General features: G+C 35.7%; 13 protein-coding genes. All 13 read right to left on the minus strand.

Going from position 1 to position 13,734, the window contains the following annotated elements; translation table 11 throughout:
• Nucleotides 1-162: 162 nt before the first annotated feature.
• The 13 genes from sigE to mraY all read right to left on the minus strand — a co-directional run bounded on the left by sigE (nucleotide 163) and on the right by mraY (nucleotide 13,733).
• Nucleotides 163-882, minus strand: coding sequence for an RNA polymerase sporulation sigma factor SigE (gene sigE, locus FDO66_RS04720; protein WP_141431275.1), 720 nt, complete (start codon nucleotides 880-882; stop codon nucleotides 163-165).
• Between the two features lie 45 nt (nucleotides 883-927).
• The gene (spoIIGA, locus tag FDO66_RS04725) at nucleotides 928-1,860 is read right to left on the minus strand and encodes a sigma-E processing peptidase SpoIIGA (protein WP_141431276.1); all 933 of its coding nucleotides are present in this window, start codon (nucleotides 1,858-1,860) and stop codon (nucleotides 928-930) included.
• A gap of 247 nt (nucleotides 1,861-2,107) precedes the next feature.
• Nucleotides 2,108-3,247, minus strand: coding sequence for a cell division protein FtsZ (gene ftsZ / locus FDO66_RS04730; RefSeq protein WP_141431277.1), 1,140 nt, complete (start codon nucleotides 3,245-3,247; stop codon nucleotides 2,108-2,110).
• Nucleotides 3,248-3,449: 202 nt separating this feature from the next.
• A complete protein-coding gene (gene ftsA / locus FDO66_RS04735) occupies nucleotides 3,450-4,733 on the minus strand; it encodes a cell division protein FtsA (RefSeq protein ID WP_141431278.1) in 1,284 nt (427 codons plus the stop codon).
• Between the two features lie 134 nt (nucleotides 4,734-4,867).
• Nucleotides 4,868-5,239: a small basic family protein gene (locus FDO66_RS04740; protein ID WP_141431279.1), complete on the minus strand. Its 372-nt coding sequence runs from the start codon at nucleotides 5,237-5,239 to the stop codon at nucleotides 4,868-4,870.
• On the minus strand, nucleotides 5,239-5,967 hold the full coding sequence (locus tag FDO66_RS04745) for a DUF881 domain-containing protein (protein ID WP_395939746.1): 729 nt from the start codon (nucleotides 5,965-5,967) through the stop codon (nucleotides 5,239-5,241). Before FDO66_RS04745 ends, FDO66_RS04740 begins: the two co-directional genes overlap by 1 nt.
• A 216-nt stretch (nucleotides 5,968-6,183) precedes the next feature.
• A complete protein-coding gene (locus FDO66_RS04750; RefSeq protein ID WP_395939747.1) occupies nucleotides 6,184-6,882 on the minus strand; it encodes a DUF881 domain-containing protein in 699 nt (232 codons plus the stop codon).
• Nucleotides 6,860-7,645, minus strand: a complete 786-nt coding sequence (locus FDO66_RS04755; RefSeq protein ID WP_141431280.1) for a cell division protein FtsQ/DivIB — start codon at nucleotides 7,643-7,645, stop codon at nucleotides 6,860-6,862. Before FDO66_RS04755 ends, FDO66_RS04750 begins: the two co-directional genes overlap by 23 nt.
• 142 nt (nucleotides 7,646-7,787) lie before the next feature.
• Entirely contained in the window at nucleotides 7,788-8,696 is a 909-nt protein-coding gene (gene murB, locus FDO66_RS04760; protein ID WP_141431281.1) for a UDP-N-acetylmuramate dehydrogenase, read from the minus strand.
• Nucleotides 8,697-8,774: 78 nt separating this feature from the next.
• Nucleotides 8,775-9,872 carry an undecaprenyldiphospho-muramoylpentapeptide beta-N-acetylglucosaminyltransferase gene (gene murG / locus FDO66_RS04765; RefSeq protein ID WP_141431282.1) on the minus strand — a complete coding sequence of 366 codons (1,098 nt, stop codon included), beginning with the start codon at nucleotides 9,870-9,872 and terminating at the stop codon, nucleotides 8,775-8,777.
• Nucleotides 9,873-10,219: 347 nt separating this feature from the next.
• Complete coding sequence (gene spoVE / locus FDO66_RS04770; protein ID WP_141431283.1) at nucleotides 10,220-11,320, minus strand: stage V sporulation protein E; 1,101 nt, start codon at nucleotides 11,318-11,320, stop codon at nucleotides 10,220-10,222.
• An 85-nt stretch (nucleotides 11,321-11,405) separates the two neighbouring features.
• On the minus strand, nucleotides 11,406-12,758 hold the full coding sequence (gene murD / locus FDO66_RS04775) for a UDP-N-acetylmuramoyl-L-alanine--D-glutamate ligase (RefSeq protein ID WP_141431284.1): 1,353 nt from the start codon (nucleotides 12,756-12,758) through the stop codon (nucleotides 11,406-11,408).
• Entirely contained in the window at nucleotides 12,759-13,733 is a 975-nt protein-coding gene (gene mraY / locus FDO66_RS04780) for a phospho-N-acetylmuramoyl-pentapeptide-transferase (protein ID WP_141431399.1), read from the minus strand.
• Nucleotide 13,734 lies beyond the last annotated feature (1 nt).

Raw genomic sequence — 13,734 nt, forward strand, 5'->3', positions numbered from 1 at the left:
TCACAGGAGCTGCTGTACAAAAAACAGTATCTCCCCTGCAAGGAAAAATATGCATGGACAATTTGATCATTCAAACCTACATGTATCAAAAAGTCATGAACACTCAAGTATATTCTATTTTTTATTGAAAAAAATTTTTTATTATCTATCGCGCAACATTTTTTAAACCATTTTATTGAATTCTTTTTTTAATCTTTTTATAATGCGTTTTTCAAGACGAGATATATAGGATTGAGAGATGCCTAACATATCCGCTACATCCTTTTGCGTTTTTTCATCCTCTGATCCAAGACCAAATCTCAATTCCATTATCTGCTTTTCACGATCTGAAAGCTGATGTAAAGCCTTTATCAAAAGCTTTTTATCCACACTAGCTTCAAGGTCCTTTGTAATGATATCGTCTTCTGTCCCTAAAACATCAGAAAGAAGAAGTTCATTTCCATCCCAATCAATGTTTAGCGGCTCATCAAACGAAACCTCTGATCTAATTTTATTATTTCTTCTTAAGTACATAAGAATTTCATTTTCAATGCACCTGGAGGCATATGTAGCTAATTTTATTTTTTTCTCAGGATTAAAAGTATTGACAGCTTTAATTAAACCTATTGTTCCAATACTAATTAAATCCTCAATATTTATTCCGGTATTTTCAAATTTTCTTGCAATATAAACGACTAATCGTAAATTTCTTTCAATCAATATGGAACGAGCCGTTTTATCACCTTTAGGAAGCTTTTCTAATAATATTTGTTCTTCCTCCTTACTTAAAGGAGGCGGCAAAGCTTCACTACCACCAATGTAAAAAATCTCGTCCGATTTTAAACGTAATTTAATTAGTAATTTATACCAATAATAAGTGATGCGAAGTTTTAATTTTTTCATTATTTGTCCTCCTTCTAAAAGGTTCTTTTACTGAGTACATTAATATTAGCTGACAACATCCTTCAGTACCTTTTTACCTGATAGCATTTTAGGGTGGACGATACATTGAAAACGATCATCAGATGATAACTGTTGCATTGTAAATGATATGAGTCCTTTTTCTACTTCAACAAAACTATCCTCTTGTTCGATATAGATTTGATCGGGCTTAAAAGCAATAATTAACTGGTGATCCTGACCAACTACTTTATATGGAATAATACGCATGTTATATTCTAGACTTGCCCCATCATAATTTTTACCTAATATCAAGTAATCTGGATCCTCAGCAATTCTCCGAATCACTTCTGGGACATTCTCATATCCGCTTTTTAAAGAAACAAACGTAACAGGCGATTTTGAGATTGGATCATATAACTGGTTCCCGCTATCTACTAATCCCTTCAATTGAAGTGTAAATCCATTCATGGAAATTGAAATGTTCACTATTTGATCATAATGTATTTTTGTAACTTCAATCGCATCTATATTTCTTTTGGTAAAAAGCAAGGCAGCTGGAAATCCAAGCAAAACAAATAACCAGCTAATCGGATCCCCAAATCCTTTTACACTAGCCAACAGAACGGATGAAGAAAGATTGACATCAAATTTCATAAAGTAATGTATACCAATTAACGAACCACCTACTAAAAAGGTTGTAAAGTAAAAAGTGATTAATCCTTTGATAAAATAAGATAGTCTTTTATATCCAAATACAATAAATATCATCAGAACTGAAAATAGTAATTTTGATATAGGATGGCTGGTATAGATATAATAAGGAGTAACTGCTAATAAAATAATGAGAGAGCCAATCAATCCTCCGAGTAATAGTCTCCATATCCGGATATCTCGCTTTAAGATAATGGCTGTTAGGTAAAGGAGGAAACAGTCAAATAACAAATTCAGCACCCAAATAACATCTAAATAAACAATCAAACTTCTCCGCCTCCATCTTCAGTTTAATTGTAAAAATAGCCTCCATTCACATAAGGTCAAACCATATTCTAGTAATCTGTTAGGAAAAAGTATAACGTTATCCCCTAGAAATGTGTGTCACTTTCTGTAATTCATTTTGGAGATTTTTTTCACCTTTCCTTTCAGTTTTTGTCACTATTTAACTAACAAAAAAAGCTCTCATCCATAGACTTAAAGTCTAAGGATGAGAGCTTCTAACACTCTTCCTTTATCTTTTACGATTACGGTTTCGTAAGAAAGTTGGGATATCTAGTGTGTCTTCTTGAGATATGTTACCTCTAGCTGGTTGTTCTTGAACAGTAGCTTCTTCTCTTTTTGGTTCACGTTTAACCGCCCCGGTATTCGGCTTATTTTGCCCAAATTGCGGTCTATTGCTAGGCTTTGGTTGTGCGACCTCTTCCTTAAAACCTGTAGCGATGACGGTCACAATGATTTCATCATTTAAGCTCTCATTAATAACTGAGCCAAAAATCATATTTACATCATGATCGGATGCAGATGCTACAATGTCAGCTGCTTCTTGCACCTCATACAAGCTTAAGTTTGATCCGCCTGTAATATTCATTAATACACCTTGAGCTCCATCAATAGATGTTTCGAGTAATGGAGAAGAAACTGCTTTCTTTGCAGCTTCAGCAGCACGATTTTCTCCTGCCGCTACACCAATTCCCATTAGTGCAGAACCCTTATTCGACATAATGGTTTTCACATCTGCAAAGTCTAGATTAATTAAACCTGGAGTAGCAATTAAGTCTGAAATACCTTGAACACCTTGTCTAAGGACATTGTCAGCTTCTCTAAATGCTTCAAGCATTGGTGTACTCTTATCCACAATTTCTAACAAACGGTCGTTTGGAATAACAATGAGGGTATCCACCGCTTCCTTCATAGAGGCAATACCTCCAGCGGCCTGAGTAGCACGTTTTCTACCTTCAAAAGTAAATGGACGAGTGATAACGCCAACAGTTAACGCTCCAAGATCACGAGCAATCTGAGCAATGACTGGTGCTGCCCCTGTGCCTGTACCGCCTCCCATTCCAGCAGTAACGAAAACCATGTCAGCACCCTTTAAAGCTTCTTCTATCTGTTCTTTACTTTCTTCCGCTGCTTTTTTCCCAACTTCAGGATTTGCACCAGCACCAAGACCTCTTGTTAGCTTAGCGCCAATTTGCATTTTTATTTCAGCCTTTGAAAGATTCAGCGCTTGAGCATCTGTATTGACAGCGATAAAGTCTACGCCTTGTACACCATGTTCAATCATACGATTTACAGCATTGTTGCCTCCACCGCCTACTCCTATGACCTTTATCGTAGCTAATGTATCTAAATTTGTATCAAATTCCAACATGACAAATCCTCCTAATTCGTCGTTATTCGTGCTAGCACTACAACTCGGACTAATTTGTTAACAATATATATTGATAGCGTAGCTAAAGAGAAAAAGACAATGGAAAACCCTACTCTGAAAAAAGTATATAAACGATTAAAGAAAGGAATGCGTTCCATTCATCTTCTAAGAAGCTATCTATCTTTCAAAATAATTTAACAAGCTATTCAAAAAAGTATCCTATGAATTTCTTAAATTTAGATTTCATTTTTTCATCTGGATGTTTATCTTGTTTCGTTTTAGGTTGAGATTGTTTTTTTGGTTGCTTATCTTTACCTTCACTAGCTACTGCTACACTTTCCATTTTCTTTCCTTGAATTCTTGCATTTTTATATGAAAATTTTATGAGACCAACTGCTGTCGTGAATTGTGGCTCTCTCACTCCAATATAATCTGGAATGGCAATTCGAACACGATTTTGAAACACCATTTGCGCTAACTCAAGAATTCCTTGGGTATTCGCTACACCACCAGTTAAAACGATTCCTCCTGGCAGGTCATATATACCAAATGACTTTGTTTCTTTTAAAACTAATTCAAAAATTTCTTCCAATCTAGCTTCTATAATATCTGCAACTTCCAGCTGATTAAACTGTTGGTGTTGGTCACTTCCTATAATTGGGACGCTGAACACCTCTTCTTCAGAAGCTTGATCGTATAGGGCACAGCCATATTTAATTTTTATATTTTCTGCATCGTCAGTTGTTGTTCTAAGACCGATGGATAAGTCTTTAGTAATATGATCTCCGCCGATAGGAAGAACGGATGTGGCTTTTAATACTCCTTGCTCAAAAATAGCAATGGTAGTTGAGCCCCCGCCAATATCTATAATGACTGCACCAAGATTTTTTTCATCTTTAGATAATGCAAATGCTCCAGCTGCTAATGGCTGCAAGGTTATGTCTAATATTTCGAGTCCTGCTCTTTCTACGCAGCGTAGTGTATTATGTAAAAGTGTTTTTGAACCTGTAATGATCGTGCCTTCCATCTCAAGTCGGACACCGATCATCCCGCGCGGGTCGTTAATTTCATCCAAGCCGTCAACAATAAATTGTTTAGGAATGACATCAATAATTTCTCTCTCCGGAGCTATAGATACAACCTGAGCTGCATCGATTACTCGTGAAACATCCTCATATGTGATTTCTCGATTAGGACTTGATACGGCTACTACACCGTGAGAAGATTGTAAATAAACTTGGTTTGCGGTAATCCCGACAATCACTTGTTTAATTTCCATTCCAATCATTCTTTCAGCTTGTTCAATTGCCTTTCTAATTGAATGAACGGTTTCATCTATATCAACAATAGACCCTTTTCTTAACCCTTCTGATTTCACACTGCCAACACCTATGACATTTAAAGCATCGTTAACCATTTCACCAATGATTACTTTTACATTGGATGTACCGATGTCTAGACTTACAAAAATTTCATTGCTGTTCATTCTTTGGCACCTCCTTTAGCAACTAAACAATTATTGAACAACAAATAAATCACTCTTCTTTTTAGAGAAATAAATAATATTGATATTTTTAGATTATTTTAAAATTATTCGTCAAAATTAATTTATTCCCTTTTTTATGAGTTAATTTTTTCTTTATTTTTTTCTCGGCTGCTTGTCCATTTCGTAAGGAGGATTCTTCTGATAACTGCAATATTTTGAAAAAGCCTTACTCCAAAGGCAAACACTGCCGCTAAATACAAGTCTACACCAAGATGGACGCCTAGAAAAGCTAAACTTGCAGCTAATAATATATTAAAAAAGAAACCAGAAACAAACACTTTTTCTTCATATATATTTTGAAGCTTTGCTCTAATGCCACCGAAAAGCGTATCGAAAGCAGCCAAAATCGCAATGGAAAAATAATTCGCATAATCTTCCGGAATTTTTATCTCGGTTAGTGTTCCTAAAACAACTCCAACGACCAATCCTAATAGAGGAAGCCACATTATGATTTTCCTCCTTTGTCTAGTTCCACTGGCTTCATATTTCGTATTCGAATAGAGTCCTGGAAAGCTGGAATCGTTAATTCTAATAAAGGTGCGGACACTGATATCCTTAAATTCTCCATAAAAAATTCATCAGCTGATTTTGATACCTGCATCTGTTTTTGCAGCTTTTCCGCTGCTTCAATTGTGTCTGTTATGACCTTTACTTCCAAAGGAAGCTTATTAAGTGAATGCCCATTCATTTTTGTTTCATTGTTTATATCTCGGATAACAGTTGTATTTATATATCGTAGATTTTCAATAGAGATTTCTTTTGCACCATAGAGGTTTAATTCATTAACAAGTCTCTTTAACAAATCAGGTGAGACTTGAATGATCGATTGCCCCATTAACTGCTCTTCATCAGCTGATTGAATCGATAATATAATTCCAGGTCCATGTATATCTTTTAAGCCCGCCTCTACTTTTAATTCCTCTAATGTATCGGCTAATGCCTGCTCTTTACTTTGTGCACGCTTCGTATCATATTGGGCAAGTTTTTCTTCAGTAGAGCTAATTTCATTTATTAGTTTCATTTGACGTTCTTTTTCCTTTGTTAACGCTTCCCTAAGTTCCCAACTATCTCGAGTATCTCTTACCTCTGGTTCCTTTACTGTTTTGTACTGGATGGCTAACATAAAGCCAATGATTAATAGAATGAACATCATGCTAATATTTTTTTGATTCACGTACTTCACCTTATTCTGAACTCAAAGTTAATCGACACTCGTTAAGAACTCGTCCAATTTACCTTAAAATGAATTTTCTCCAAAGGCTTTGTTAAAGAGTACTGTTGATAAAAGCGATTATTGAATCATTCGTGGGGAACAAGTTTCCCACGAATGATTCAATAATCAACAAGGTTATTTAACATAGCATCTCCAAAAAGGAACCTTATCAATAAATTAATTTGCTAACAAAGGATTAAGAACGATTTCATCTTTTTTCTCAACAGTAAATTGAATATTGTCGTTTACTATGGAGTCTTTAATCCCTCCTGGGATATTTATAGCAGAAGATAGGACATTTGCATCTCCAATAGCAGTAATGACAAATGGAGCTGGGTGCATAAAGCCATCAATCTCAATTACAGGACCGTTGCATAATATATAAGAGCTGTGAGACAATCTTTGCCCATTTATAGCAACTGCAGCTGCCCCTGAAATATATAATTCATTAACTACTTTAAAAACATGCTGCTCGTGAACAATATATTGATTTGCGTTTTTTTCAGGGTTATAGTTTCCATCCTCCAATGTAACTTGAATCCCTTCTCCTTTAACCTTAACCTTTCCTAAGTACATTCTATATCGCTCAGCTTCCTCAACAAGCTTAGAATATGCATGTGCCTCATTTGAAAGTTCTTTTTCATTTTTGAATACTTGATCCTGCTTCTTTTTCAGTTCCTTTTGTAACTCTAGGTTGTGTTGTTCTTGATCTATTAATTCATTGCGTAAGATTAAGTCTCTTTCATATTGGCTATTTGACATCGTTGTGTTTTTCTTCGTTTGTTTTACCTCTTGATACGAAAAGGCAATCATATAACCGAGCAAAAGGAAAATAAAGAAGAAGATGATATAGCTACTCTTCACGATCTTCTTCATCCTTTTTTGTTTCATCATTCGCATATGCTTTAAAATAAGAACCTACCTCTAGGTCAATAACTCCCTTTTCCTTCGGATCTAACTGACTAACGATGGAAGGATATAAAGACATTTTTTCAGAAAAGCTTCTGATTGTTGCGCTGACCTCATACCCATCATTCATAAAAAGTGTGATATGATAAGCATCTGTTTTTTTAGGAGCATAGTGAATTTCAGATATAGAGTTAGCTATTTCAACAGGTAATTTTTTTAATGCATTAATCATTTCTTTTGTATAGGAGCCCTCGGAAAAATTAAATAGTATAGGAGCATTCACAGGTACCGCACTGATTTTTTCTTCGGTTAAAATATTCCCATTTTCTAATACAGGCATGTAATGCTTTTCTTTAATTACATATGCCATTTTTCTAAATTCTGTAACATTAATGATGACTGTATTAGGCCATTTCTTTTTAATCTCTATGGACTTCATTTCAGGAAGTTTTTTTAATCTTTGTTCAATATTCCCTTCATTTATTTTCCAAATATTAGTTTTCTTATTAATCTTGCTTATTTCAATAATTTTTTCAGGTGGATATACCTCATTGCCTTGAACGACTATTTGTTTTACACGGCTTAAAGGAGACTGAAAATAAATCACACCAACAATTAATGAAAAAAATAAAAATAAAAGCGTGATGAGACGCCTGTTTGCTTTTCTTCTTCTTTGCTGCTTAAGCTTCGGTATCCTATCTTCAATTGAAACAATTTTCCCCTTCTCCATTTAATTCACCTCTCAAGAAGGCAGAAATAGTAAAATTAATCACTATATCACAATCATGCTTTTTGTTAATAAAAATATTACGGTTTGGTTAATAATGTGTAATTATACCATAAAAATTTGGAGAAGTAAGGAAAATTCCCTGCTACTTCCGGCCAATAATTTCTACTTCAGTTTCCATTTTTATTTGTTTCTGTCGATAAATGGTATCTTTTACGAATTGAATCAGCTCTAAAACATCCGCTGCCTTAGCATTCCCATTATTGACGATAAAGTTGCCATGCATTTCAGATATTTTAGCTCCACCAATGATATATCCTTTTAACTGGCATTCTTCAATTAGCTGCCCAGCATAAAAAGGCAATGGATTTCTAAATATACTTCCGGCACAAGGATAATGGTAAGGTTGTGTTTCTTTTCGATAATCTTTGTTTTTTTGCATTTCCTGAACAATACTTTCCTTATCCCCTTCAGACAATTGAAAGACCGCTTCAACCACGACCCCTGGACGTTTTTTCTGTAAACAAGAAGTACGATAGGAAAACTCCATTTGTTCATTTGTTAGCCATTCCATTGTTCCATCTTCAAATAATACGTAAGCCTTTTCTAAAATGTTTGAAATATCCGATCCATGCGCACCTGCATTCATATAAACAGCACCACCGACTGAACCAGGAATCCCACTTGCAAATTCTAATCCTGACAATCCTTTTCGACTTATTGTCATGGCTAAACGCACTAATGAATAACCAGCACCAACTTGTACCTTTGATTCACCAATCGTCATATGATCAAGTCCTGTGCCTAGCTTAATGACAACTCCTTCAATCCCATTATCTGAAACAAGCAAATTAGAGCCTCTGCCTATAACTCTCCAATTGACTTTATATTTTCTTATCACGTTCATCGTTTTTTCAAGCTGTTCAATAGAAGAAGGAATGATAAATACATCAGCAGGACCACCTATTTTGATCGTCGTATGATGCGATAAAGGCTCATCGATCTTCACAACACCAACATTTAATTCTCTTAATTCCGATAATAATTCATTCATATTAAAATACTTGACCTTCCTTTCCACCTCAAAAGTGTGGGTTGGTTTCATGTTATGTAACTCTCTCATTCTTGGCAACTAGCTTTTATTTGACACCTCTTCCATTAAATGAAAAAGCTTTAAAGCTGCATCCGGTATACCCAGCTCGATTGCCTTTTTCTTCATGCTTTCAAGTTTAGATTCATTGAGTAATATTTGATCAATTTCACGAACGAATCGATCCTCTGTCAAATCTTGTTCTTTTATCAAAATTGCAGCCCCATGGTCACTAAGAGCCCTAGCATTTTTTTCTTGGTGATTATTTGTCACATAAGGACTTGGAATAAGAATACTTGGAACTCCTAAAGAAGTAAGTTCAGCAAGCGTTGTTGCTCCAGCTCGCGCCACAACAAGGTCAACTCCAGCGAGAACTTCAGGCATATTATGAATAAATGGTTTAATCAAAACATTATCTGGATTTCCAATGATTTGGACCTCTTTTTGAACCATCTCATAATGCACTTCTCCCGTAACGTATAAAACCTGATAAGGCTTTTGACCAAATTCCACTAATGATTTAATAACTGCATCATTAATAGGTCTTGCACCACGGCTCCCGCCAACAATTAGCACTGTTTTTTTCTTTAATTTTAAACCAGCTGAAAGTCTGCCTTTGACTCCATCTTGATTTTGAACCTCAGAAGCTCTTGGATTCCCAGTTAAGACGACTTTTGATGCCGGGAAGAATTGCTTTGCTTCTTCAAAGCAAATAGCAATACGATCTACATACTTGCTTAAGAATTTATTCGTTAAACCAGGCACACTATTTTGTTCATGAATAATAGTTGGAATACCAAGCTTAGAAGCTGCATACACAACTGGACCACATACATATCCACCAGTACCAATCACGATATCTGCGTTAAATTCTTTTAAAATTCTTTTACTATCACGAACTCCACGTATGAAGCGAAGCACAGTTTTTATATTTTCAACTGAGAGCTTTCTTTTAAAACCTGTTATATGAATGGACTTAAAAGCAATGTTTTCTCTCGGAACAATTTTACTCTCAAGTCCTGCATTTGTTCCTATATATAAAAATTCTGTATCTTTTGATTTCTTTTGAATTTCACGAATTAAAGCTAAGGCTGGATATATATGTCCCCCAGTTCCTCCACCACTTACGACAACCTTCATCTTTCCACCTCATTATTGATCGTGTACAAGAGAACTGCTTTTAAAAGTGCTCCCCTATTCTACTATAGTCTTATTATTTTTAAGACATGATTACTAGATTGTTAACAAAATGTAATGAATGCGATTCAACTTTAATCTTATTCATGCTATTTAATCTAAATTCTATTGACAAGCCTGTTTTTTGTATTAAAGTGAAACTTCAATTAGCAGGGTCACTGCCTGTTAATGCTGGATAAATAGAGAGAGCGACCGAAGAAGCATCAGACTTTTCTTAATTCGAGCTCCTGACACATCTGTTTGGTCGCACACTTGTTCATTGTTTTTAGTTGTGCTTGTAAGTATAGGATCTAATACCTTGAGTGGCGACTTATATTTAACAAAACACCTATTGCCATGAGCATTAGAGTTAAGGATGAACCACCATAGCTTAAAAATGGCAAGGTAATACCAGTCACTGGCATAAGCTGCGTCACAACTCCAATATTAATCATCACTTGGATAGAAACCATCGCAACAATTCCAACTGCTAAAAAGCTTCCATAAAGGTCTGGGGCTCCTAGAGCAACGCGAATTCCTCTCCACAGTAATAGAGAGAAGAGAAGCAGGATAAAAGAACCACCGATAAATCCAAGCTCCTCTGACAATATAGCAAAAATAAAATCTGTTTGCGGCTCTGGCAAATAAAAGAATTTTTGTCTGCTTTGTCCAAGACCTAATCCAAATAAACCGCCAGGTCCAATCGCGTAAAGAGATTGGATGATTTGAAAACCACTGCCTAACGGATCTTCCCAAGGGTCTAAAAAGGATGTAATTCGTTTAATACGATATGGAGCTGATAATACTAACCCGATAAAGCCTCCTAGCCCAAGCAGACCTAACCAAATAAAGTGACTAATACGCGCCCCTGCTATAAAAATCATGACAATGCTCGTGCCTACCATCACCGTTCCAGTACCTAAATCCGGCTGAAGCATAATCATCCCAAAAGCTAGAAAAACAATTCCTAAGGATGGCAATAACCCTTTTTTAAAAGAAGGAATATCCTTTTGCTTTTCAGAAAGGAACTTCGCTAAAAAAGCTATCATCGCAAGCTTCATAAACTCGGAAGGCTGAATGGAAAAAGCCCCAACTCCAATCCAGCTTCTTGAACCATTTCGGACATTCCCTATTCCTGGGATTAAAACAAGGATTAAGAGAACAAAACAGATGATTATGATAACCTTTGACCACTTCTTAAACGTCCAATAATCAATATTCATGATAACGAACATCGCAACAATTCCAACTCCTGCAAAAAGAATCTGTCTTTTTGCAAAGAAAAAAGAATCATTAAATTTATACTCCGCCCAGACAGCACTTGCACTATAAACCATAATTAGCCCAATGGTAAGCAGCGTAAATGTAGTCAATAATAAAATATAATCTGGAGTCGTTTTTTTTGTCTGCACGAACATACACCTCTATTGCAGCAAATTAGAGCTTGCAAAAGAGATGAATGTTGAATCTATTATACCTCTCTTTTAGAGACAAGCTCTATTTAAGCTTATGCACCGCATCCATAAAAATGTCTCCTCTTACCTCAAAAGATTTATATTGATCCCAGCTTGCACATGCAGGAGATAAAAGTATTACATCACCTGAATCTGAAAGCTGATAGGCTTGAGGGACTGCTTTTTCAACATTATCGACATGAAGAATGTTTTTTATTCCCGCAAGCTTAGCAGCCTTTTCTAATTTATAGGCCGTTTCTCCAAACGTAATCAATGCTTTTACATGTTTAAAGGCCGGGACAAGTGCATCAAATTCATTGCCTCGATCTAAACCGCCTGCTAAAAGAATGGTTGGCTTAGTAAAGGCTGCAAGGGCATTTGTTGTAGCTAAGATATTTGTAGCTTTTGAATCATTATAAAATTTACGACCTTCAATTTCTGCAACGAACTGCAATCTATGTTTGACCCCATGAAAAGTTGTTAGCACTTGTTTCATTGCTGAATGTTCTACCCCTGAAAGCTTAGCTGCTGCAACACTTGCTAACACATTCTCAAGGTTGTGCGCCCCTGGTAAGCTAATATCCTTTGCTTCCATTATCTTTTCTCCATTAAACATTACCCATCCATCTTGTACATACGCTCCACGATCGAGTACTCTTTTTGTCGAAAAAGGAATCATTTGAGCACGGCTATGTTGAGCGATAGAAATGACATCCTCTTGATCTGCATTTACGATTAAATAATCATTCTCTGATTGATTTTTCGTTATTCCAGCCTTTGCTTTTACATACTCTTCTCGGGTACCATGATAATCCAAATGAGCATCATAAATATTTGTGATAATCGCGATTTTCGGCGCAAAGGTTTGAATCCCCATCAATTGAAATGAAGAAAGCTCAATGACGATCGTATTTTCGAAAGTGGCTTTTTGAGCTACATTGGATGCAACTGTTCCGATATTTCCTGCAATCAAAGGAGATTTTCTTCCTTTTTGAAGCATTTCAAATAGTAACGTCGTTGTAGTCGTTTTACCGTTTGATCCTGTTATTCCGATAAAAGGCGCCTCTGAAATTTCATAAGCAAGCTCTACTTCAGTGATAATAGGAATCCCTTTTTTTATTGCTTCTAAAATCATTGGATTGTAATAAGGAATCCCTGGATTTTTTACAATCAATTGAAAGCCTTCATCTAAAAGCTCGATTGGATGATCTCCACAAATGACCGTAATCCCTTGTTCAAGCAAGCCTTGTGCCTCTGGATTTTCCGATAACGGCTTTTTATCATTCACCGTTACAAAAGCCCCTAGTTTATGCAATAATGCTGCTGCACTAATTCCGCTTTTAGCTAAACCTAAAACTAATATTTTCTTATGAAGATACTTATTGATTTGTTTCAATTACAACCACACCTCGATATAGATTCCTAGAATCGCAAATAATAAACCGACACTCCAAAATGTTACAACAACTCTCCATTCAGACCACCCTGCAAGTTCATAGTGATGATGAAGGGGGCTCATCCGAAATATTCTTTTCCCTGTAGTTTTGAATGAAATCACCTGTAAAATAACCGACAAGGTTTCAATGACAAACACTCCACCGATCATAATAAGCAGTATTTCAAGCTTTGTTAAAATAGCAATCGTTGCAATAGCTCCACCAAGAGCCAATGAGCCAGTGTCACCCATAAACACCTTTGCTGGATGTGCGTTAAAAACAAGAAATCCCAGTACTGCTCCGACAACTGCAACGGAAAATATCGCTATTTCAAATTGAGATTGATACCAAGCAAGAATAGCAAAAGCACCAAAAGCGATCGCTGCTGTACCAGAAACAAGCCCATCTAAGCCATCTGTTAAATTGACTGCGTTAGAGAAGCCCACTAACCAGAAGATAATAAAGACAACAAAAAACCAGCCTAAATCAAAAGAAATATTTGTTAAAGGAAGACTGATTGTCGTTGAGAATTCATTTTGTCTTAAAATAATATAAAAAATGATGGAAATAATAATTTGTCCGGCCATTTTTTGTTTAGACGTTAATCCCAGATTCCTTTTCAATACAATTTTGATAAAATCATCTAAAAATCCTAATAAACCAAATCCAAGTGTAACAAATAATAATAAATAGGTTTTAACTGTAGGTTCCGCATATTTTCCCGTCATCACTAACGTTGTCACCACGATTGATAAAAGGATAACCAATCCTCCCATTGTTGGTGTTCCAGACTTTTTCTGGTGTGATTTTGGTCCTTCCTCACGAATACTTTGTCCAAATTTTAATCTTCTTAAGAAAGGAATAAAGACAGGTGATAATAAAACGGTAATCAAAAATCCAACAATAATGGTGAAAAAAATCACTTGCTCCATCATT

It is taken from the genome of Bacillus sp. 03113, from assembly GCF_006546985.1.
Lineage (GTDB): Bacteria > Bacillota > Bacilli > Bacillales > Cytobacillaceae > VATK01.